The organism is Gluconobacter sp. P5E10 (genome assembly GCF_018812145.1).
Taxonomy (GTDB): Bacteria; Pseudomonadota; Alphaproteobacteria; order Acetobacterales; family Acetobacteraceae; genus Gluconobacter; species Gluconobacter cerinus.
Genome location: NZ_JACRVZ010000001.1, coordinates 273,801 through 291,854 on the forward strand (window position 1 = coordinate 273,801; position 18,054 = coordinate 291,854).

Consider the following 18,054-nt stretch of genomic DNA (forward strand, 5'->3'; position numbering starts at 1 on the left):
TCGGTCTTTCCGGGGGTGGGGTGCGCGACCGGCGTTTCAGGCCACATGGTGTCGTGCCGGGGGCTTCCCGCCACCACCGCCATGCCGTCCGAAACGCTGCTCCGTCACCTGCCGGATGTCCAGATGATGGCTCGTTCCTAATCTAGGAGAACGATATGTTCGATTATTTCCGTAAGGAAATCGAGTGGGCCGGACGCCCGCTTATTCTTGAGACCGGCAAGATTGCCCGTCAGGCTGACGGCGCTGTCATGATCACCTATGGTGACACGGTGGTTCTGTGTACGGCTGTTGGTGCCAAGAGCGTCAAGCCGGGACAGGATTTCTTCCCGCTGACAGTTAATTATCAGGAAAAGGCTTACGCCGCAGGCAAGATCCCAGGTGGGTTCTTCAAGCGCGAAGGTCGTCCGTCTGAAGCAGAAGTGCTGAATGCACGTCTGATCGATCGTCCGCTCCGTCCACTGTTCCCGGACAACTTCCGCAATGAAGTCCAGGTTACAGCTACGGTTCTGAGCCATGACATGGAAAACGATCCGGCGATCGTTTCCCTGATTGGTTGTTCTGCCGCCCTGACGCTGTCTGGTATTCCGTTCTTCGGTCCGGTTGCTGCTGCCCGTATTGGTCGCATCGATGGCAAGCTCGTCGTGAACCCGACGCTGTCCGAAGTTAAGGACAGCACGCTGGATCTCGTTGTGGCCGGTACGTCTGAAGGCGTGCTGATGGTTGAGTCCGAAGCCAGTGAGCTTTCGGAAGAAACCATGCTGGAAGCCGTGACTCTGGGTCACACGTCTTTCCAGCCTGTGATTGAAGCCATTATCGCTCTGGCCGAACACGCAGCCAAGGCTCCGTGGGATCTGCCGACGCTGACGAAGGAAGAGATTGCTCTTCGCAAGCGCGTCGAGAAGGTCGGCAACAAGCTGATGGCCGATGCCTACAAGGAGCGCGTCAAGCAGGCACGCTACAAGAAGGTTGCTGAAGCCAAGGACCGCATCAACGAGATTCTTGCTGAAGAAGGTCTCGACGTTGAGCTGGCCAAGCCGATGCTCAAGGAGCTGGAAGCTCAGGTCGTTCGCGGGACCATTCTCAAGACCGGTATCCGCATCGACGGCCGCGACCTGAAGACGGTTCGCCCGATCCTTGCAGAAGTCGGTATCCTGCCGCGCGCCCATGGTTCTGCCCTGTTCACCCGTGGTGAAACGCAAGCTCTGGTCGTTGCAACGCTTGGCACTGGCCAGGACGAGCAGATCATTGATGCGCTGGAAGGCGAATACCGCTCGAACTTCCTGCTGCACTACAACTTCCCTCCGTACTCGGTGGGCGAGTGTGGTCGTATGGGTTCTCCGGGCCGTCGTGAGATTGGTCACGGCAAGCTGGCATGGCGCGCGCTGCATCCGCTGCTGCCGTCCAAGGAGCAGTTCCCGTACACGATGCGTGTCGTCTCCGAGATCACGGAGAGCAACGGCTCCTCATCCATGGCAACCGTCTGCGGTACGTCCCTGGCGCTGATGGATGCCGGTGTTCCGCTGCCGCGTCCGGTTGCTGGCATCGCAATGGGCCTGATCAAGGAAGATCGTGGCTTTGCAGTTCTGTCCGACATTCTGGGTGATGAAGATCATCTGGGTGACATGGACTTCAAGGTTGCCGGTACGGATCAGGGCATCACGGCCCTTCAGATGGACATCAAGATCACGTCCATCACGCCGGAAATCATGCAGATTGCCCTGGAGCAGGCTCGTGGCGGTCGTATCCACATCCTAGGCGAAATGGCCAAGGCTCTGACGGAAGGCCGTACGGATGTGTCCGGCAATGCGCCGAAGATCACGACGATGTCCGTGCCGAAGGAAAAGATCCGCGATGTGATCGGTTCCGGTGGCAAGGTGATCCGCGAGATCGTCGAGTATTCCGGTGCCAAGGTGGACATCGGGGATGACGGCACGATCACGATCGCTGCTTCCAATGACGAGCAGGCCCAGAAGGCTATCGCCCGCATTGAAGGCATCGTGGCTGAGCCGGAAATCGGTCGCATCTACGATGGTAAGGTTGTGAAGACGGCCGACTTCGGTGCGTTCGTGAACTTCCTTGGGCCGCGTGATGGTCTGGTGCACATCTCCGAGCTGACGCAGGGTCGCGTTGCCAAGACGTCCGACGTTGTCCAGCAGGGCGACGCCGTGAAGGTCAAGGTCATCGGTTTTGATGACCGCGGCAAGGTGAAGCTGTCCATGCGGGTTGTCGATCAGGAAACTGGTGCCGATATCACGGAGAGTGTGGGGGCCAAGGCCGGCCGTCCGCCCCGTCGCGACGCCGAGTGAGTCCTCGGGCGGGGCTCGCAAGGCCCCGCCTTTTTTGTGTGAGTATCGGAGACATCGAGTCCCCATGAAGTTGATCGACACCCTTCGTTTTGGTGGTCAGGATGTTCTGCCTCTCGTCGAGGGGGGCAAAGGTGTTTCTGTCTCCACCGGTACTTCGGCAGGTCATTGGGCCGCTGCCGGCGGAATTGGAACCATTTCCGCCGTCAACGCTGACAGCTACGACGAGCAGGGGCGTCCTGTTCCCCAGATTTACCACGGACGGACCCGCCGTGAACGGCAGCGCGAACTGATCCGCTACGCCATTGATGGCGGCATTGCCCAAGCGAAGATTGCCCGTGAGATCTCAGGTGGCAAAGGACGCCTCCATGCCAATATCCTTTGGGAAATGGGCGGCGCCGAAGAAATCATCGAGGGTATCCTTGAGGGCGCTCCGGGCGTTATCAATGGCCTGACCTGTGGTGCAGGCATGCCATATCGCCTGTCTGATATCGCGATCAAGTACGGCATTCCTTATTACCCGATCGTATCTTCAGGGCGTGCATTCAACGCGCTCTGGCGCAGAGCGTACAGCAAGGCTCCGGAACTGCTGGGTGGCGTGGTGTATGAAGATCCGTGGCGTGCGGGCGGCCATAATGGTCTCTCCAACACGGAAAACCCATTACACCCGGAAGATCCGTTCCCGCGCGTGCTGGAGCTTCGTCGGGTCATGCGTCAGTATGGTCTGGATGAGACGCCTATCATCATGGCTGGTGGCGTCTGGGCTCTGGAAGACTGGCAGGACTGGATTGGTAATCCGGATCTGGGGCCAATTGCCTTCCAGTTCGGAACGCGCCCTCTGCTCACGAAGGAAAGCCCAATTCCGGAGGCCTGGAAGCGCCGTCTTTTGACGCTGAAGAAAGGGGATGTTTATCTGAACCGCTTCTCTCCGACCGGCTTCTATTCCTCTGCTGTCAACAACAGCTTCATGCATGACCTGCGAGGCCGCTCGGAGCGTCAGGTTGCGTACAGCCCGGAAGCCACGGCAGAGCTGGATGCACCTTACGGCGTCGGTGCACGCAAGCGCGAAGTGTTTGTGTCCTCAACCGACCGTCAGCATATTGCAGGTTGGGAGGCCGCGGGCTTCACCGAGGCGCTGCGCACGCCTGATGACACGCTGGTTTTTGTCACCCCTGACAGTGCCCGTGAAATCCTGGCTGACCAGACGAACTGCATGGGCTGCCTGTCGGCATGCAAGTTCTCCAACTGGATGCAGCGTGAGCCCTACACCAACGGTCAAAAAGCTGACCCGCGGTCTTTCTGCATCCAGAAGACGCTTCAGACGATTGCGCATGCTCCGAATGACGAGCATGCGGATGATGTGGTTGACCACAACCTGATGTTTGGTGGCACGAATGCCTGGCGCTTCGGAACTGATCCTTTCTATGCGAATGGATTTGTTCCTACAGTTGGTCAGCTCGTGGAGCGTATTCTGACAGGACGATAACATGACGGTGCGTGATCCACTGGCGCGACAGGCTTCATTGAACCGCACCCGTCATCTGACTTTCCTGTCACAGTTTCTGGCCCGTCATTCCGTTCCCCTCAGCCCGGAGCAACTTGCTCCTGCTGAGGGTGTTCGGGCCGCCCTTGCAACAGTTGTTGCCCTTCTTCCTGCTCTTTATTTTCATCAGGCTGTTTTTGCCTGGGCTGCTTTTGCAGCATTCTGGTGTTGTCTGATTGAACCCGGTGGCACACCGCGTGAGCAGATGCGCATCCTCGGCATCTTTACGGTTGCGGGTGCGGTACTGGGCGGTGTGACGTCCCTGATTGCGACATTCCCGTATTGGGGGGTTATTCCCTGGTTGATCGTGACGGGCCTGTTCGCGGGGCTGGCACGTGCCTTAGTCCCCAGCATGGCACTCCTCTGCGCGTTGCTGGGTTGCGTCATGCTCGCCGGGATCGGGTTTCCGGCGCATTCATTCAACGATGCTCTGACGATTGCGCTCGCCTTTGGTGGCGGTGGTACATGGGCGATCGTGCTGTGCCTGATCCTGTGGCCGCAGCATCCCTATGCGCCTGCACGGCGGGCTGTTGGGGGCTGCTATCAGCTTCTGGCCGTGATGGCTGGAGAATTGGCCGCAGGTCGTCTTCAGGAGACGGTTCATCGCCAGACGATCCGCACGGCCATTGAGCGGGCGAGGGGCGTTGCCCTTCAGATTGACGCAGGCCATGCCAGTTACAGTATGCGTGGTCGCCTGATTGCCTCTCTTGCTGGCGCAGAACGTCTTTTCACAGCGATGCTTGCTGTTGAGCATCTTGTTGAAACGCGCGGACTGGATTTTGAAGCACGGGGAACGCTCGCAGCATTTTCAGCGCTTTGTCAGCATGCCAGTGAGGCTGCTTTGTCGCCAAATCCGGACTTAAAGCGTCTGTCCGGAGAGGCTCTCGGTTTAGCTGATCGTATTCGTGTGCGGTCTGGCACGATCGGAGAGTTGGTGGCGACCAGTGCACGGACGCTTGGTACGCTCGCGGACGGTCTGGCTGAGAAAGCCCGGCTCCCTTTTGATGCTGATGCGCCCAAGCACGTTGCCCGGCTGACGCCTGTGATCTGGCGTCATGCCCTCCGCATGGTCGTTGGTCTTCTGGGGACCTATCTGGCAACGCAGTGGCTTGGTCTTAGCTATGGCTTCTGGGCTCTCGTGGCCGTACTGCTTGTTATCCAGCCCTCCGGCCAGACAACCTTGGTGCGGGCCCTGGAGCGCGTTCTGGGAACAATCGGCGGGGGTGTTCTGGCACTTCTGGCAACGCCGTTCCTGCCGGGGCCGACAGAAATGATGGTCGCGCTTGCGTTGTTCGTGATTGGCGCGATTGCCATGCGGGCGGTCAACTATACGCTTCTGGTCCTGTTCCTGAGCGCACATTTCATTATCGTCACGGAAATGACGATGCCTTCTGATGGTGTCGCGTGGCTCCGTATTCTGGATAATACGCTTGGTAGCCTGATTGGCCTTGGCTGCGCTTTTGCACTTTTTCCCCAACGGCAGACGCAGGACATGGACGGTCTGTTGCGCGCCGCGATTGTGGGGAACATTCGCTATCTGTCCGCCGTGCTGAATGGCAATGATACGGTTTCTACAGATCGGACGCAGCGTCAGGCAGGTATTGACACTACACGGGCGGAGTTTGCCCGTGGCTCGCTTCCGCTTCTTGGTGGGCTTTCTGGTGTGGGGCCGGGGGCAGAGCGCATGCATGCCTTGTTACGCGCGCTCAGAAGCCTGAGCGGAGAAGTCACGCTGCTTCGGTTTGATATGGCTGCCGGTTTATGTGCGCCTGATCCTCAGACCGGCCAGTTCTGGAAGGAAAAGGCCGAAGCTCTTGAAGCACGAGAGCCCCTCGCGGAAATTGCGGGGCAGCTTGAGAGTGGTGAAATCATGTCGAGCATTGCGGCGCTGAAGCGTTCTGATCGACCTGTTGGTGAAGAAGCTCAGGGACCGGTTCTCTCCGGCCCCTGAGCAGGGTGTCAGTGGCGTCCACCACCACCGGGGCCACCGTGACCGCCACCACCATGTCCACCCCCTCCAGGGCCTCCTCCGCCGCCCGGGCCTCCGCCATGGAAGCCACCGCCGCCGGGGCGGCCACCACCACCAGAGAAGCCTCCGCCCGGACGACCGCCTCCTCCGGGTCTCCCTGGTGGTGGGCCACCCCCAGGTCGGCCGCCACCGCGGTATCCACCTCTCCAGCGGCCGCCTCCGGCCGGTCCGACAGCATAGCCCGGTCCCCAGCCGCCCCAGCCACCGCCGCCCCAGCCAGTGTTGTAGTAGCTGCCGCCGTAGCCACCCCCACCATAATATCCGTCGTAGCCGTCATAACCGACGCAGCCTGACAGAAGCGGGACGAGGGAAAAGGCGCCCATGAGGGCCAGTGTGCGAGATAAACGTCTGATCATTTTGCGTCCCCCGATGCGTTGGGGTCATGCCACTCCATCAGCCCGAAGGCCGCGCCTGCAGGGTCGGCGACAATGGCAATCGTGGTGTTTTGCCGGTCTGGATGGGGCTGTACGAGAATTGTTCCGCCAAGCATCACGGCTTTCTTGGCCGCAGCATCCACACTGTCCACCTGCACGAAGTTCATCCAGCGTGCGTGCGCCCCTTCAGGGAGGCGAGCGGGGAGCGGATTAATTGTAGCGCGCGCGAAGGATTGGGATTCCAGCAAATAAGCCGTGCCACGCTTGGCGTCCTGAACTGCTTCGACCGTGTATCCAAATAGCTTCTGGTAAAATCCGGCCGCTGCGTAGGGATTGTTCGTCAGTAGGGCGCTCCAGATCCATGTTCCCTGAGCGGGTGGCGTCTCAACATCCGGCTCGTCACCTGCGCTGGAATGGAGTGCGGCGAACAGGCCACCCTGCGGATCTGCCAGGACAGTCTCGTGGCCTCGTCCTTCAACCATTTGAGGTTTGAAGAGAATATGGCCCCCCCAGATTTTCGTTGCTTCTGCGGCCGCTTTTACGTCTGACACGGAAATGAACGGGAGCCAAAGCGGGTCCCCGTGATGTGCCATGCGCGGAAGCTCGACCAGTCCTGCGACTGGCGCTCCGTTAACCAACGCCTGTGCATATTGCCCTTTTGAGACGGGAACGTCCTGAAAGGTCCACCCCAGAAGCGAACCGTAAAAAGCTTTGGCGCTTTTGAGGTCTGGCGTTGTGAGTTGGGCATAGACAATTTTGCCCGGCAGGAGTTGCGCCTTTGACGGTGCACTGGTGGTCGCAGGTGCATCAGCGGCCTGAAGCGCAGGAGCCGCACCCAGCCACAGACTTCCGGCCAGAAACAAGGACGCGTGACGCAGTCTTTTGCGGGAAATTGAATGGAACGGAGGCAAGGAAAATCTCCTTCAGGGCAGGAGAGAGCCTGCAATGCAGTCTCAGCGTTCAGGCTCAACGCTTGAATGACTGTATTGTTCCATATCGGCCCTTTTGAGGGGGCGTTTTCAGATTAAAGCGAGTTCCGCCAGTTCTCTGCGGAGTTGAGGCGGAAGATCAGCAACCCCATCACTGCCCGCGGACTGGCCGAGATCAGGGGGCGCATCTTTTGGATCCAGATATCGCCATCCCTGGAAGGGGCGCATGGTGCGGGGCTGAACGGGGATGATGTCGTCTGAGACTACAATCAGCGTTCCTTCCGTCCCATCCGGGCGACGGCAGGCCTCAAGCCCTATGATGGGCTGACGGCACAGAATCATACCGTCCATCACGCGATAAAGAGAGCCGCCGTCCAGGACTTCGGCTGCACGTTTGGGCATTGTCCGCGTGGGGACGGCGCCATGACCGTTCACACGCGGGTGCTGCATGCGCTCACGCAGCACTTCGATGGTCGGACAACCGACGGCCAGCTTGATGATGTTCAGCATGTCGGGTGCCCTTCCGGAAAGTCTGGTGTCAGTGCGTTCCCATGGCATTCTGAGCTTGGGCGACGAACTCGTTGATAAAGCGCTTCGTATCCACGGACTGGACGATTTTCACCTTGCGAAGGCCCATGCCCTTGGGTGCAGTCGCGTCCGGCCAGACATGCGCATGTCCGTAATCCATGCCGGGTGCCGTGTTGATGTCCATATAGGCATCGACAGACTTCGTAACCAGATCTGGCTCTACAGCAATTGCAGAGGTCAGTTCATCCCACAGCGGAAGCGGGCCGTAGAACTTCTGAAGATACTCGGTGACCGGCGTTTTCTTCTCCGCGATGCGGTTCATCAGTTCATGCGTCATCATGACGTCGTTCGAGACATTGCCGACGCATGTGATGGCAGCCCACGGCGCGGTCAGTGTGATGTGGGCTGCTTCCGGATCGCCGATCATGTTGAAGTCTGAGGCAAAGTCCGCATTGCCTGTGATGGACATCATGCTGGAGTCCAGCAGGCCACCCATGAATACAAGCTGCTTGGCCGTAGCGGCAAAGGTGGGGTCCAGACGGATGGCAAGGGCGAGGTTGGTCAAAGGACCTGCCGCAATAATCGTGACCTGATGCGGGTGATCATGAACGGCCTTGATCAGCACCATCGCCGCGGGGAGCGGATCGACGGCCATGTGTGGTGTGCCTTCGGCCATCTTTCCGAGTGCGGGCTGTGTCTCTGGAGTGTGGTCAATGGAGCCCAGCCCACCCCATGCGCCCTTCCAGGGAATGGTGCCGTACTGCTTCTCACGAAGCTTCGTTGCCGCGACGGTGTTGACGAGTGGCATGGTAGCGCCATCCGCTACGGGTACCTGGGTTTGCTTTGCAATTTCCAGGAAGCGACGGAGATGCGCGGATTCAGCATTCTCCCAGTCGTCGCCGATCGTCACGGTCAAAGCCAGAAGATTGACGTTTTCGCGGTTGAGCAGCGGGATGACGGACTGGATGTCGGAGCCGCCTGGGCCGAGATAGTCGTTATCCTGAATATAATATCCCGGAGCCACAGGGGCAGCGGACGCAATGCCGGTCAGAGCGCAGGCAGCAAAGAGGGCAGAGAGAATGGATCGGCGCATGGTCTCGTCCTGTTAATTAACGCCCGATCATGCCTTCATGTGACCAATCTTGCCAGTAATGCTTCAAGACGAAGTCTTCCTTCACCCGTGGCCTTTAGAATTCCGCCGTCACGGGTGAGGTAGTTTTCTTCCAAACAGGCCTCAAGCATGAACGGATCGACGCAATCTTCCATCGGTCTACCCGTGCGTTCGGCAAATCTGGCTTCATTGATGCCTTCAGACAAACGCAGCCCCATCAGAAGCGCTTCCCGGCCACGTTCTTCCGCAGACAGAAGGGTCTCGTCCGTACTGCCGGAACCCGTTCTTTCAACGCGGTCCGCCCAGGGTTCGGGGGCACGGTGACGACGGGTTGCGTAAAGCTCTCCATCCAAAGTCAGGCGACCATGCGCGCCGGGGCCGATGCCGATATAATCGGCGTAGCGCCAGTAGGTGAGGTTGTGGCGGCTTTCCGCGCCGGGCCGTGCATAGTTGGAAACCTCGTAGGGCAGCAGGCCGTGCTTTGCGGCCGTATCGCCGGTGAGGTCATAAAGGCGCGCAGCATCTTCGGCATCCGGGAGTGTCAGTTCTCCTCGCCGGTGCAGGGCTTCGAACTTCGTGCCGGGCTCAATTGTGAGCTGATAAAGCGACAGATGATCCGCCACCAAATCCAACGCGGTGGACAGTTCATTTTGCCAATCAGCATCGCTCTGGCCGGGGCGGGCGTAGATCAGATCAAACGAAATGCGTGGAAACAGCGTGCGTGCAATTTCGAGTGCACGAATGGCCTGTCCTGAAGAGTGTTCCCGACCGAGCATCTTCAGGGCGTCGTCGCGAAGGCTTTGCACGCCGAGCGAGACGCGGTTTACGCCAGCCTGACGGAAAGCCGCAAATTTTCCGGCTTCGACGCTGGTCGGATTTGCTTCTAGCGTAATTTCCAGATCCGGCTCGGCATCAAAAAGCTGATGCGCATCTTCGATAAGAGCTGCGACCGTTTCCGGAGCCATCAGGGACGGTGTGCCGCCACCGAAGAAAATGGAGCGGAGTGGACGGCGGCCAAGACGGGCCGCGTCATGCGCCAATTCACGACGCAAGGCTGCGGCGAAGCGCTTCTGCGGAATTTCATCTCGGACGTGGGAATTGAAGTCGCAGTAAGGGCACTTCGCCAGACAGAATGGCCAGTGAATGTAGAGAGAAAGAGGTTCGGTCAAATTGCAATCCGGACGCCAAACTCCACCACGCGATCAGGCGGGATACGGAAGAATTCCGTGGTCGAGGCAGCATTACGCAGGAGAAGCAGGAACAGCCACATCCGCCAGAGCTGCATCTTGGGAACGCGGGAGCGAACCACAAGCTCATGAGATGTAAAATACGAGGCCTGAATGGCATCAAACGCCACACCAAGTGCCTTCAGCTCCATGAGCGCACGCGGCAGGTTTGGCATTTCCATGAAGCCGTAGCGGACGATCACGCGATTGATGTTCGGCGCCAGTTCCTGAACGATCGTGCGGTGCCCGCGCTCGGCTTCCGGCTGATCAAGGTTCTGCACGGTCACGAACATGACATGCTCATGCAGGACCTTGTTGTGCTTCAGATTATGTAGCAGCGAGTTGGGGACCACGTCCGGATTGGCCGTCAGGAAGACAGCCAGGCCCGGCACGCGGATGGTGCGGGACTGCGGCAGGCGAGCCAGGAACGAGGCCATGGGCATGGAGTCCGCCTGCTGCTTGGCAGCAATCAGGCCACGTCCGCGCTTCCAGGTGGTCATGACGATGGTGCTGATAATACCGATGGCGAGTGGGACCCAGCCGCCATCCGGGATCTTCAGGACGTTGGCGGAGAAGAACACCGCATCCACGACAAAGAACAGTCCGAACACGGCGCCGACGGCAGCAGCACTCCACTTGAAGGTGCGGCGGAACACGACCATTGCCAGAACGCAGGTGCACAGGAACGTACCGGTCACGGCGATGCCGTATGCGGCGGCCAGTGCAGCGGAGGACCGGAAGGATAGAACCAGTACCAGTGCGCCGAAACCGAGGATCCAGTTCAGGGACGGTAGGTAAATCTGTGCTTCTTCTGAGGCATTGGTGTGCACAATGCGGGTGCGGGGCAGGTAGCCGAGCTGAATAAGCTGGCGGCAGAGCGAGAAGCTTCCCGAAATTCCGGCCTGAGATGCAATGACGGTCGCAAAGGTGGCAAGGATCAGAAGCGGGATCTGCGCCCAGTGTGGCCCGAGATGATAGAACGGGTTGGCCAGTGTTGCCGGATCATGGATCAGCAGAGCCGCCTGGCCGAAATAGTTCAGGGTGAGGGATGGCAGCACGAAAAACAGCCATGCCTTGCGGATCGGGGCCCGGCCAAAATGGCCCATGTCAGCATAAAGTGCTTCTGCACCCGTCACGGACAGCACGACAGATCCCAGCGCGATAAACGACAGGTATCCGTGCAGGACAATGAATTCGAGGGCAAACGTGGGAGACAGCGCCAGCAGGATGTGCGGGTAAAGCAGAATCCCGCGGACACCGAGAATGGCCAGAACGGTGAACCAGAGCACCATGATCGGCCCGAAAGCCTTGCCGATCTTGCCTGTTCCGAGGGCCTGCGCCGCAAAGAGTGCGACCAGAACCACCATCGCGATCGGGATGATGACATGGCTGGCAGAGGGGACGGCGATTTCGATGCCTTCAACGGCAGAAAGCACCGACACGGCAGGCGTAATGATGCTGTCGCCGAAGAAAAGACAGGTGCCTGCAATGCCGACGAGACCGAACAGCCATCGGAATTTCTGGGATTTGCAGACGCGCTGGGCGAGGGACATCAGGGCAATGATGCCGCCTTCACCATCGTGGTCTGCCCGCATGATGAGGATGACGTATTTGAACGTCACGATCAGCATGAGCGCCCAGAACGTCAGGCTGGCCAGTCCCATGACTTCCCAGGCTGCTGCCGGATGTTTGGCAGAACCTACAATGCCGACGGAAGACTGAAGGGCGTAGAGCGGGCTCGTTCCGATATCGCCATACACGACACCCAGAACAGCCAGAAGTGCGCCAAAGCCGCCGGGCTTCTTGTGGCCGCCAGCGCCCTCTGTGTCACCGAGTTCAGAAGTGTTTCCGTCTTTGTGCGCCTGTTCGATGGTCTGAAGGACTTCGCCGCTGTCCACCGGAACCCCGGCGCCGGGGTAAGGAGGGGAAGCGTGATCGCCGTCGTGTTCTGGCATCGGTGGTTCCATTTACGGGCATCGCAGGAAACCATCGCCTCACAGGGATGTGTCGAAGCGTGGTCTATTCCCCCTCATGACAAGATTTCTTACAGGGATGCAAGGTGCGCGTTAGGATCCGGTCATGGGACGGGAACCAAAAATGGCACTTCCAACCCTTACAAGGGTGGCGCCTTCGGCAATGGCTGTCTCGAAATCAGCCGACATGCCCATGGACACCACGGGGAGTCCGTGGCGCTGTGCAAGCTGTGTCAGGAAGTGGAAATGCGGAGCGGGGTCTTCATCTTCTGGCGGGATACACATCAACCCACGCACCTTCGCTCCAAAGCGCAGCATTGAAGCCTTGATGAACGCGTCTGCTTCATCGCGGGGGATGCCAGACTTCTGTGGCTCGTTCCCTGTGTTGACCTGAATGAGCAACTCCGGAAGGCGGCCTGTCTTCTCTGCAGCCTTTTCCAGCGCATCAGAAAGGGCGGGGCGATCCAGAGTCTCGATCACATCTGCGATGCGGCAGGCATCTACGGCCTTGTTAGTCTGGAGGCCACCGATGATATGCAGGCGCAGATCTGGCCAGGTCTCACGAAGCGCTGGAAATTTGGAGGCTGCTTCCTGAACGCGGTTCTCACCAAAGACGCGCTGACCGGCCTTCAAGGCCGCTTCCACGGCATCCTGCGGATGAAATTTGCTAACGGCAACGAGGCCCACATCCGTGGCAGGGCGGCCTGATGTTTCGCAGGCCTGAATGATGCGACTACGGATGGCGGAGAGATTTTCTGCAATCTGATCGGACATTGCGGCAGAAGACTCCATTGCGTCCGGCGCCGCAAGATGCGATTTCGGCAGCATGCGAGAGATCAACGCCCGATAATGACACAGAATACGCCCCCTCGCGGCTCCGGCCGTCCGAAGAACCCGTCCGCGTCCCGCCAGGGAGGACGCCGTCCGAAGCCGGGACAGGAGCGACGCCCCAGTCCGGATCCGACACGTGATCTTGCCTTCGACATTGTCTGCGGTGTGGTTGAACATCGCCGTATGCTCGAAACGACGCTGGACCGTGCCGGGCCGATGGACCCGCGGGATCGTGCTTCTGCGCATCGTCTGGCGGCAACAACGCTACGGTACATGGGGAGCATGACTGAAATTCTTCAGCCGATGCTGCGCCGTGAACCGCCCGAGCCTGTTCGGTGTGCGTTGCTTCTGGGTGTGGCGCAGCTGTTGCATCTGGAAACGCCACCACATGCAGCGGTAGGCACGATTGTTGACCTGCTGCGTCGTCGCGGTCTGGCGCCTTTCGCCGGGCTGGCGAATGCTGTGCTTCGGCGTGTGGCGCGTGAAGGGCGTGATCTTCTGGAAGGGCTCGATGACGCCAGACTGGATGTTCCGGCGTGGTTGTGGAGCGCCTGGGGTCATCGCGCACGGTCCATTTCCCGCGGACTGCATCGTGAGGCGCCGCTGGATCTGAGCCTGCGCCCGGGGGCAACGGCGCCTGAAGGTGGCGATGTCCTGCCGACGGGGACTGTGCGTTATCCGGCGGGGACACGGATTGCGACAATGGAAGGCTTTGAAGAGGGGCAGTTCTGGGCGCAGGATGTGGCTGCTGCCATGCCTGTGAAGCTTATGGGGGATGTCGCCGGGAAGACGGTGATTGACCTTTGTGCGGCCCCAGGAGGCAAGACGGCTCAGCTTTCTGCTGCGGGCGCAGATGTCACGGCCATCGAAAAGGAAGAGTCCCGCGCAGTTCGCCTGCGTGAGAACATCACCCGGATGCGCGCAACTGCTGAGACGATTGTTGCAGATGGCTTGAAATGGCGCCCGAAAGCACCCGTTGATGCGGTGCTGCTGGATGCACCGTGTTCAGCAACAGGGACGTTCCGCCGTCATCCGGATGTGCTGTGGATCAAACGCCCGCGTGATGTCACGGCATTGGCGGAAGGTCAGGACGCGTTCATCGACGCAGCGCGTGACATGCTGAAGCCCGGTGGCATGCTGATGTATGCCGTCTGCTCTCTTCAGGATGAAGAAGGTCCAGATCGCATCGCAGCCGCGCTTGAACGCGGGGGCTGGAAGCATGTGCCGTTCACTGATGAGGAACTGGCGGACATGGCGATTGCCCGGACGCCGGAAGGATTTTTCCGAACACATCCCGGTCTCTGGTGGGATCGGGGCGGAATGGACGGCTTCTTTGCCGCCAGATTAATCCGCGTTTGAGACGTAAAGCCTGCCTGATTTTCAGGCAGGCTTTTTTTTTGCATTCGCTCCGAAAATACCAATATTTTAGAAATAATATGCAAAATACTTTCGTGCGAAGGTTGCCCGCTCAACCTGCGAGTATTTGCCGCGAAATTGCACCTCAATGTGTAGATGGAGAGCTTTTTGGGTCTTTATCAAAGTGCGCTTGTTTCCTCTAAAGATATGAAAATAAACAGAATAATTTCAACGCATATGTGCTTTTGTAGCGCCAAATTCCTTCATAAATTTTTTTTATAAATAGGTTTTCATGATCCAAAATATCTAATTCTAATATTTTTTTTAAGGAGTATGGTCCGAAAAAAACAAGAAGAGGACGAGAAAATGACAAAAAACAAGACAGTAAAACCATTATTCTCTTTGGCATTTATTCCATTGTTTCTGGTGATGTCTGCATGTTCTGGTGGTGGATTCTCGGATTCTTCTAAAAATAATGAAAAATTTTCTCAGACGATTGAGAACATTTCACCGTACGGAAATACAATTCCAGATCGCGCCATGTTCTGATCTGCCAGCATGGCTGGATCTGAGGTTTTTTAGAGCGTCATCTCTTGGGAGATGGCGCTTTATTTTTGTCCAAACCTGAAAGGACCTGACCTGCAGTTGGATACTTCGCGGGCAGGCCGGTGTGGAAATCTCCTTGCCTCCGATTTGGTGATATAGTTATGTAAATCACCAGAACGGAAATGAGGCGTACGAAATGGAGTCCCGGGCAGAGAGATTTGAGGAGGTGTGTTGTGGATGGTGCGTGGAATGAGAGCCAGCCGATCTATCAGCAACTCCGGGACAGGGTGGTCGGCATGATGCTGGATGGTGCTGTCGCTGAGGGTGATGCAATCCCGTCGGTTCGACAGGTTGCAGCCGAATGTCAGGTTAATCCTTTGACCGTGATGAAGGCGTATCAGCAGCTTTCTGATGAAGGGCTGGTCGAGAAGCGTCGTGGTCTTGGACTGTTCGTGGCGCAGGGTGCGCTGGCGCGTCTCGGTGAGAGCGAACGTCAGAAATTCCTGACGGAACAATGGCCGGAAACGCTACGGACAATCCGTCGTCTTGGTCTCAGCCTGGATGATCTTCTCAAAGAGGGAGATGTCGCATGATCTGTATTGAAGCACAGGGTCTGCGAAAAGTGCATCGCGGCGGCAAAGGTGTTCTGGGCATTGACCTCAGTATTCCATCAGGCCGGATTGTTGGGCTGATCGGGCCGAATGGCGCAGGCAAGACGACGGCTCTGAATGCCATTCTGGGCCTTGTCCCCTACGAAGGTTCCCTCAGGGTTCTGGGGCGTGATCCCTGGCGTGAGCGCGAAGCGATGATGCAGGATGTCTGCTTTATTGCCGATGTGGCTTTGCTGCCGCGCTGGATGAAGGTCTGGCAGGTTCTGAACTATGTCGAAGGCGTTCATCCTCGATTTGACCGGAGCCGGGCGGAGCACTTTCTCTCCCGGACAGACATTCAGAAGCGTTCCCGCGTGCGGGACTTGTCCAAGGGTATGGTCGCGCAACTTCATCTGGCGCTGGTCATGGCTATTGATGCCAAGCTGCTGGTGCTTGATGAGCCGACGCTGGGGCTGGACCTGCTGTATCGCCGCGAATTCTACATCACGCTTCTTAATGATTACTTCGACCATGACCGCACCATTCTGGTGACGACCCATCAGGTCGAGGAAATCGAGGATATCCTCACGGATGTGATCCTGATCGGGGATGGTCGCATCACCCTACAGGACAGCATGGAAAATCTGGCGCAGCGTTTCGTGGAACTGAAACCCAGAGCGGAGACCTCGGACGCTGCCCGACATCTGGGGCCGATCAGTGAAAGGCTCATCATGGGGCAGCCGATCATGCTTTTCGATGGTGTGCCGCACAGTGAACTGGCGACCCTTGGCGAAACACGCCAGCCGCGACTGGCCGATCTGTTTCTGGTGCTGATGGGACAGAACCGCGGGAACAGGAAAGGGGCAGGGGCATGAGCGGATATGGAAAAATGACGTGGACGCTGAAGCAATACGTCTGGTCTGTCAGGCGAGAGCTTTGGGGAAACCGGTTTTTGATATTCGGCCCTTTGGTAATGGTTTGTCTGCCATTGGTTCTTCTCTGCTTGAAGCTGCACACGAGCCACCTCAAGGTCATAAAAGGGACGGCAGAAATTGTTCCACCAACCCTGTTGTTCAGGATCACGGCGGAAATGCTGTTTGGGATCGCCAATGTCGCAGCCCTGACGGTGGGATGCATCTATGCGCTCGGTACGTTCTATAATGAACGTAAGGACCTGTCGGTGCTTTTCTGGAAGTCTCTGCCTGTCTCGGACCGATTGAGTGTGGCGGCCAAGGCGAGTGTTGTGCTTGCGATCGGCCCTCTTTTGTCGCTGTTTTTAAGCTGGGTGGCGACGATCGTTCTTATTATCGCGACTGCACAGGCATACGGAATTTCTCCGGTGGGTCTGGCAGAACAAGCCAGTGTAGGTCATCTGCTAATCTATGATGTTGCCTATATCGTGCTGAATACTCTGTGGTGGTTACCGATTTATGCTGTTCTGTTCCTGGTCTCAGCCAGTGTCAGAACGGTGCCTGCGGTGTGGGTATTAGGGGGACTGGCGGGTCTCTATATTGTGGAAGCCATTGGTCTGCGTACGAACCATATTACGGCCATCATATGGGACCGCTTTTTGCATTTTCCTGGGACCGGCTTCCACGATGCCCAGATGAAGATCATCGCCACCCAGTCTGATGGGTTTGATGTACAGCATACGCCAACAGATAAGATCGTAACCGGACATCTGGACTTTCTAGCCCTGTTTTCGATGCCTTCACTTTGGTGGGGTGTGTTGCTGGCGGCGGTCTGTCTCGTTCTGACAGTCTGGCTGCGTCGCCGGGCAGAGCCTATCTAGGCTAAATGTAAAACCCTCCGTCTGTGTGCCAGACGGAGGGGCCTCGGAGGTCAGTCTCCGGATGATTCAAAAATTTCTTCCAGTGTCTGGGCCATAACGTCTCCATCGAGCGTTTTGCCCAGCCAGATCTCAACGCCAATCAGGCCTTGGTTGACCAGCATTCCCAAGCCATCAAGGGTTGTGCAGCCTTGCGCGTGGGCTTCCTGAAGGAAGCGTGTTTGCGGTGGGTTGGGAATGACGTCCGCAACAATCTGCCCTTTGGTCAGGCTTTTGATGTCCACAGGAGGAATCGCCTCCGGATCACCAAGGCCGATGGATGTGGCATTGATAATGATATCTGTGCCTTCGGGAACGGAAACGTCGCCCTGCCAAGGCTTAGCTTCGGCATCTGCGCTTGAGTTGTCACGCACGAGTGCAGCAATGGTCTCGGCTTTCTTGACGTCACGATTGACGACGGTGAGATGGGCGACGCCGGCCAGTGCCAGTTCAACGGCAATCGCACGCGCAGCTCCACCTGCACCAAGAAGGAGAACGCGTTTTCCGGCTGGATCTGTGATCTCTTTCAAGGAAGCCAGAAACCCCTTGCCGTCCGTGTTATGGCCCGTCAGGCGCCCGTCTTTGATAGCGACGCAATTAACTGCCCCGATCAGTTTTGCTGACTCATCCAGAGCATCGAGATGCTCCAGAACCGCGACCTTATGGGGCAGGGAGCAGTTGAACCCGACCCATTCCATGGCCTTGGCACCTTTAACGGCGTCAGCGAGATTGTCTGCCTTGACGTCACAGTTGATGTAACGCGCGTTCAGCCCTTCATGGATGTATGCGGCTTCGATCATGGCGACAGTCGGATTGTCTGCGCATGGTGTCGAAAATGATCCTGTCAGAATGCTGCGAAAGTTCTGGTCACTCATGCCTTGGCTCTC

At 57.9% G+C, this 18,054-nt stretch carries 16 protein-coding genes; 8 read left to right on the forward strand and 8 right to left on the reverse strand.

Annotated features, from left to right (window positions below):
- Nucleotides 1-155 precede the first annotated feature (155 nt).
- From pnp to KP707_RS01175, 3 genes are all read left to right on the forward strand, one after another.
- A complete protein-coding gene (gene pnp / locus KP707_RS01165) occupies nucleotides 156-2,306 on the forward strand; it encodes a polyribonucleotide nucleotidyltransferase (protein WP_211497697.1) in 2,151 nt (716 codons plus the stop codon).
- Nucleotides 2,307-2,370: 64 nt separating this feature from the next.
- The gene (locus tag KP707_RS01170) at nucleotides 2,371-3,789 is read left to right on the forward strand and encodes a nitronate monooxygenase family protein (protein ID WP_046900024.1); all 1,419 of its coding nucleotides are present in this window, start codon (nucleotides 2,371-2,373) and stop codon (nucleotides 3,787-3,789) included.
- A gap of 1 nt (nucleotide 3,790) precedes the next feature.
- On the forward strand, nucleotides 3,791-5,797 hold the full coding sequence (locus KP707_RS01175; RefSeq protein ID WP_211501904.1) for an FUSC family protein: 2,007 nt from the start codon (nucleotides 3,791-3,793) through the stop codon (nucleotides 5,795-5,797).
- An 8-nt stretch (nucleotides 5,798-5,805) separates the two neighbouring features.
- Here KP707_RS01175 and KP707_RS01180 read toward each other — a convergent pair whose 3' ends face one another.
- From KP707_RS01180 to KP707_RS01210, 7 genes are all read right to left on the reverse strand, one after another.
- Complete coding sequence (locus KP707_RS01180; protein WP_211501905.1) at nucleotides 5,806-6,231, reverse strand: hypothetical protein; 426 nt, start codon at nucleotides 6,229-6,231, stop codon at nucleotides 5,806-5,808.
- Nucleotides 6,228-7,160, reverse strand: coding sequence for a VOC family protein (locus tag KP707_RS01185; protein ID WP_211501906.1), 933 nt, complete (start codon nucleotides 7,158-7,160; stop codon nucleotides 6,228-6,230). Before KP707_RS01185 ends, KP707_RS01180 begins: the two co-directional genes overlap by 4 nt.
- Before the next feature lie 108 nt (nucleotides 7,161-7,268).
- Nucleotides 7,269-7,688 (reverse strand): DUF1489 family protein, encoded by a 420-nt coding sequence (locus KP707_RS01190; RefSeq protein ID WP_046900021.1) that lies wholly within the window; start codon nucleotides 7,686-7,688, stop codon nucleotides 7,269-7,271.
- A 28-nt stretch (nucleotides 7,689-7,716) separates the two neighbouring features.
- A complete protein-coding gene (locus tag KP707_RS01195; protein ID WP_211501907.1) occupies nucleotides 7,717-8,799 on the reverse strand; it encodes a nucleoside hydrolase in 1,083 nt (360 codons plus the stop codon).
- 35 nt (nucleotides 8,800-8,834) lie between these two features.
- Nucleotides 8,835-9,986 carry a radical SAM family heme chaperone HemW gene (hemW, locus tag KP707_RS01200; protein WP_211497702.1) on the reverse strand — a complete coding sequence of 384 codons (1,152 nt, stop codon included), beginning with the start codon at nucleotides 9,984-9,986 and terminating at the stop codon, nucleotides 8,835-8,837.
- Nucleotides 9,983-12,010 (reverse strand): potassium transporter Kup, encoded by a 2,028-nt coding sequence (locus KP707_RS01205; RefSeq protein ID WP_064273768.1) that lies wholly within the window; start codon nucleotides 12,008-12,010, stop codon nucleotides 9,983-9,985. The genes hemW and KP707_RS01205 overlap by 4 nt, the downstream gene beginning before the upstream one ends.
- Before the next feature lie 99 nt (nucleotides 12,011-12,109).
- Entirely contained in the window at nucleotides 12,110-12,844 is a 735-nt protein-coding gene (locus tag KP707_RS01210; protein ID WP_099210766.1) for a YggS family pyridoxal phosphate-dependent enzyme, read from the reverse strand.
- A 21-nt stretch (nucleotides 12,845-12,865) separates the two neighbouring features.
- Here KP707_RS01210 and KP707_RS01215 point away from each other — a divergent pair, with 21 nt between their 5' ends.
- From KP707_RS01215 to KP707_RS01235, 5 genes are all read left to right on the forward strand, one after another.
- The gene (locus KP707_RS01215; protein WP_046900016.1) at nucleotides 12,866-14,206 is read left to right on the forward strand and encodes an RsmB/NOP family class I SAM-dependent RNA methyltransferase; all 1,341 of its coding nucleotides are present in this window, start codon (nucleotides 12,866-12,868) and stop codon (nucleotides 14,204-14,206) included.
- A 363-nt stretch (nucleotides 14,207-14,569) separates the two neighbouring features.
- Nucleotides 14,570-14,752, forward strand: a complete 183-nt coding sequence (locus KP707_RS01220) for a hypothetical protein (RefSeq protein ID WP_211501908.1) — start codon at nucleotides 14,570-14,572, stop codon at nucleotides 14,750-14,752.
- Between the two features lie 230 nt (nucleotides 14,753-14,982).
- Nucleotides 14,983-15,342 carry a GntR family transcriptional regulator gene (locus KP707_RS01225; protein WP_080951414.1) on the forward strand — a complete coding sequence of 120 codons (360 nt, stop codon included), beginning with the start codon at nucleotides 14,983-14,985 and terminating at the stop codon, nucleotides 15,340-15,342.
- Nucleotides 15,339-16,214, forward strand: coding sequence for an ABC transporter ATP-binding protein (locus tag KP707_RS01230; RefSeq protein WP_211501909.1), 876 nt, complete (start codon nucleotides 15,339-15,341; stop codon nucleotides 16,212-16,214). Before KP707_RS01225 ends, KP707_RS01230 begins: the two co-directional genes overlap by 4 nt.
- Nucleotides 16,211-17,131 (forward strand): ABC transporter permease, encoded by a 921-nt coding sequence (locus tag KP707_RS01235; protein WP_211501910.1) that lies wholly within the window; start codon nucleotides 16,211-16,213, stop codon nucleotides 17,129-17,131. The genes KP707_RS01230 and KP707_RS01235 overlap by 4 nt, the downstream gene beginning before the upstream one ends.
- 50 nt (nucleotides 17,132-17,181) lie before the next feature.
- On the opposite strand, the gene aroE is transcribed toward KP707_RS01235, so the two are convergent.
- Nucleotides 17,182-18,042, reverse strand: coding sequence for a shikimate dehydrogenase (aroE, locus tag KP707_RS01240; RefSeq protein ID WP_211501911.1), 861 nt, complete (start codon nucleotides 18,040-18,042; stop codon nucleotides 17,182-17,184).
- Nucleotides 18,043-18,054: the final 12 nt, after the last annotated feature.

Bases quoted from the DNA above. Each gene is read 5' to 3' on its own strand.
- KP707_RS01175 (WP_211501904.1), top strand. From the start codon at position 3,791: ATGACGGTGCGTGATCCACTGGCGCGACAGGCTTCATTGAACCGCACC.
- KP707_RS01205 (WP_064273768.1), bottom strand. From the start codon at position 12,010: ATGGAACCACCGATGCCAGAACACGACGGCGATCACGCTTCCCCTCCT.
- KP707_RS01210 (WP_099210766.1), bottom strand. From the start codon at position 12,844: ATGCTGCCGAAATCGCATCTTGCGGCGCCGGACGCAATGGAGTCTTCT.
- KP707_RS01180 (WP_211501905.1), bottom strand. From the start codon at position 6,231: ATGATCAGACGTTTATCTCGCACACTGGCCCTCATGGGCGCCTTTTCC.
- KP707_RS01190 (WP_046900021.1), bottom strand. From the start codon at position 7,688: ATGCTGAACATCATCAAGCTGGCCGTCGGTTGTCCGACCATCGAAGTG.
- aroE (WP_211501911.1), bottom strand. From the start codon at position 18,042: ATGAGTGACCAGAACTTTCGCAGCATTCTGACAGGATCATTTTCGACA.
- KP707_RS01170 (WP_046900024.1), top strand. From the start codon at position 2,371: ATGAAGTTGATCGACACCCTTCGTTTTGGTGGTCAGGATGTTCTGCCT.
- pnp (WP_211497697.1), top strand. From the start codon at position 156: ATGTTCGATTATTTCCGTAAGGAAATCGAGTGGGCCGGACGCCCGCTT.
- KP707_RS01235 (WP_211501910.1), top strand. From the start codon at position 16,211: ATGAGCGGATATGGAAAAATGACGTGGACGCTGAAGCAATACGTCTGG.
- KP707_RS01215 (WP_046900016.1), top strand. From the start codon at position 12,866: ATGACACAGAATACGCCCCCTCGCGGCTCCGGCCGTCCGAAGAACCCG.
- KP707_RS01220 (WP_211501908.1), top strand. From the start codon at position 14,570: ATGACAAAAAACAAGACAGTAAAACCATTATTCTCTTTGGCATTTATT.
- KP707_RS01230 (WP_211501909.1), top strand. From the start codon at position 15,339: ATGATCTGTATTGAAGCACAGGGTCTGCGAAAAGTGCATCGCGGCGGC.
- KP707_RS01195 (WP_211501907.1), bottom strand. From the start codon at position 8,799: ATGCGCCGATCCATTCTCTCTGCCCTCTTTGCTGCCTGCGCTCTGACC.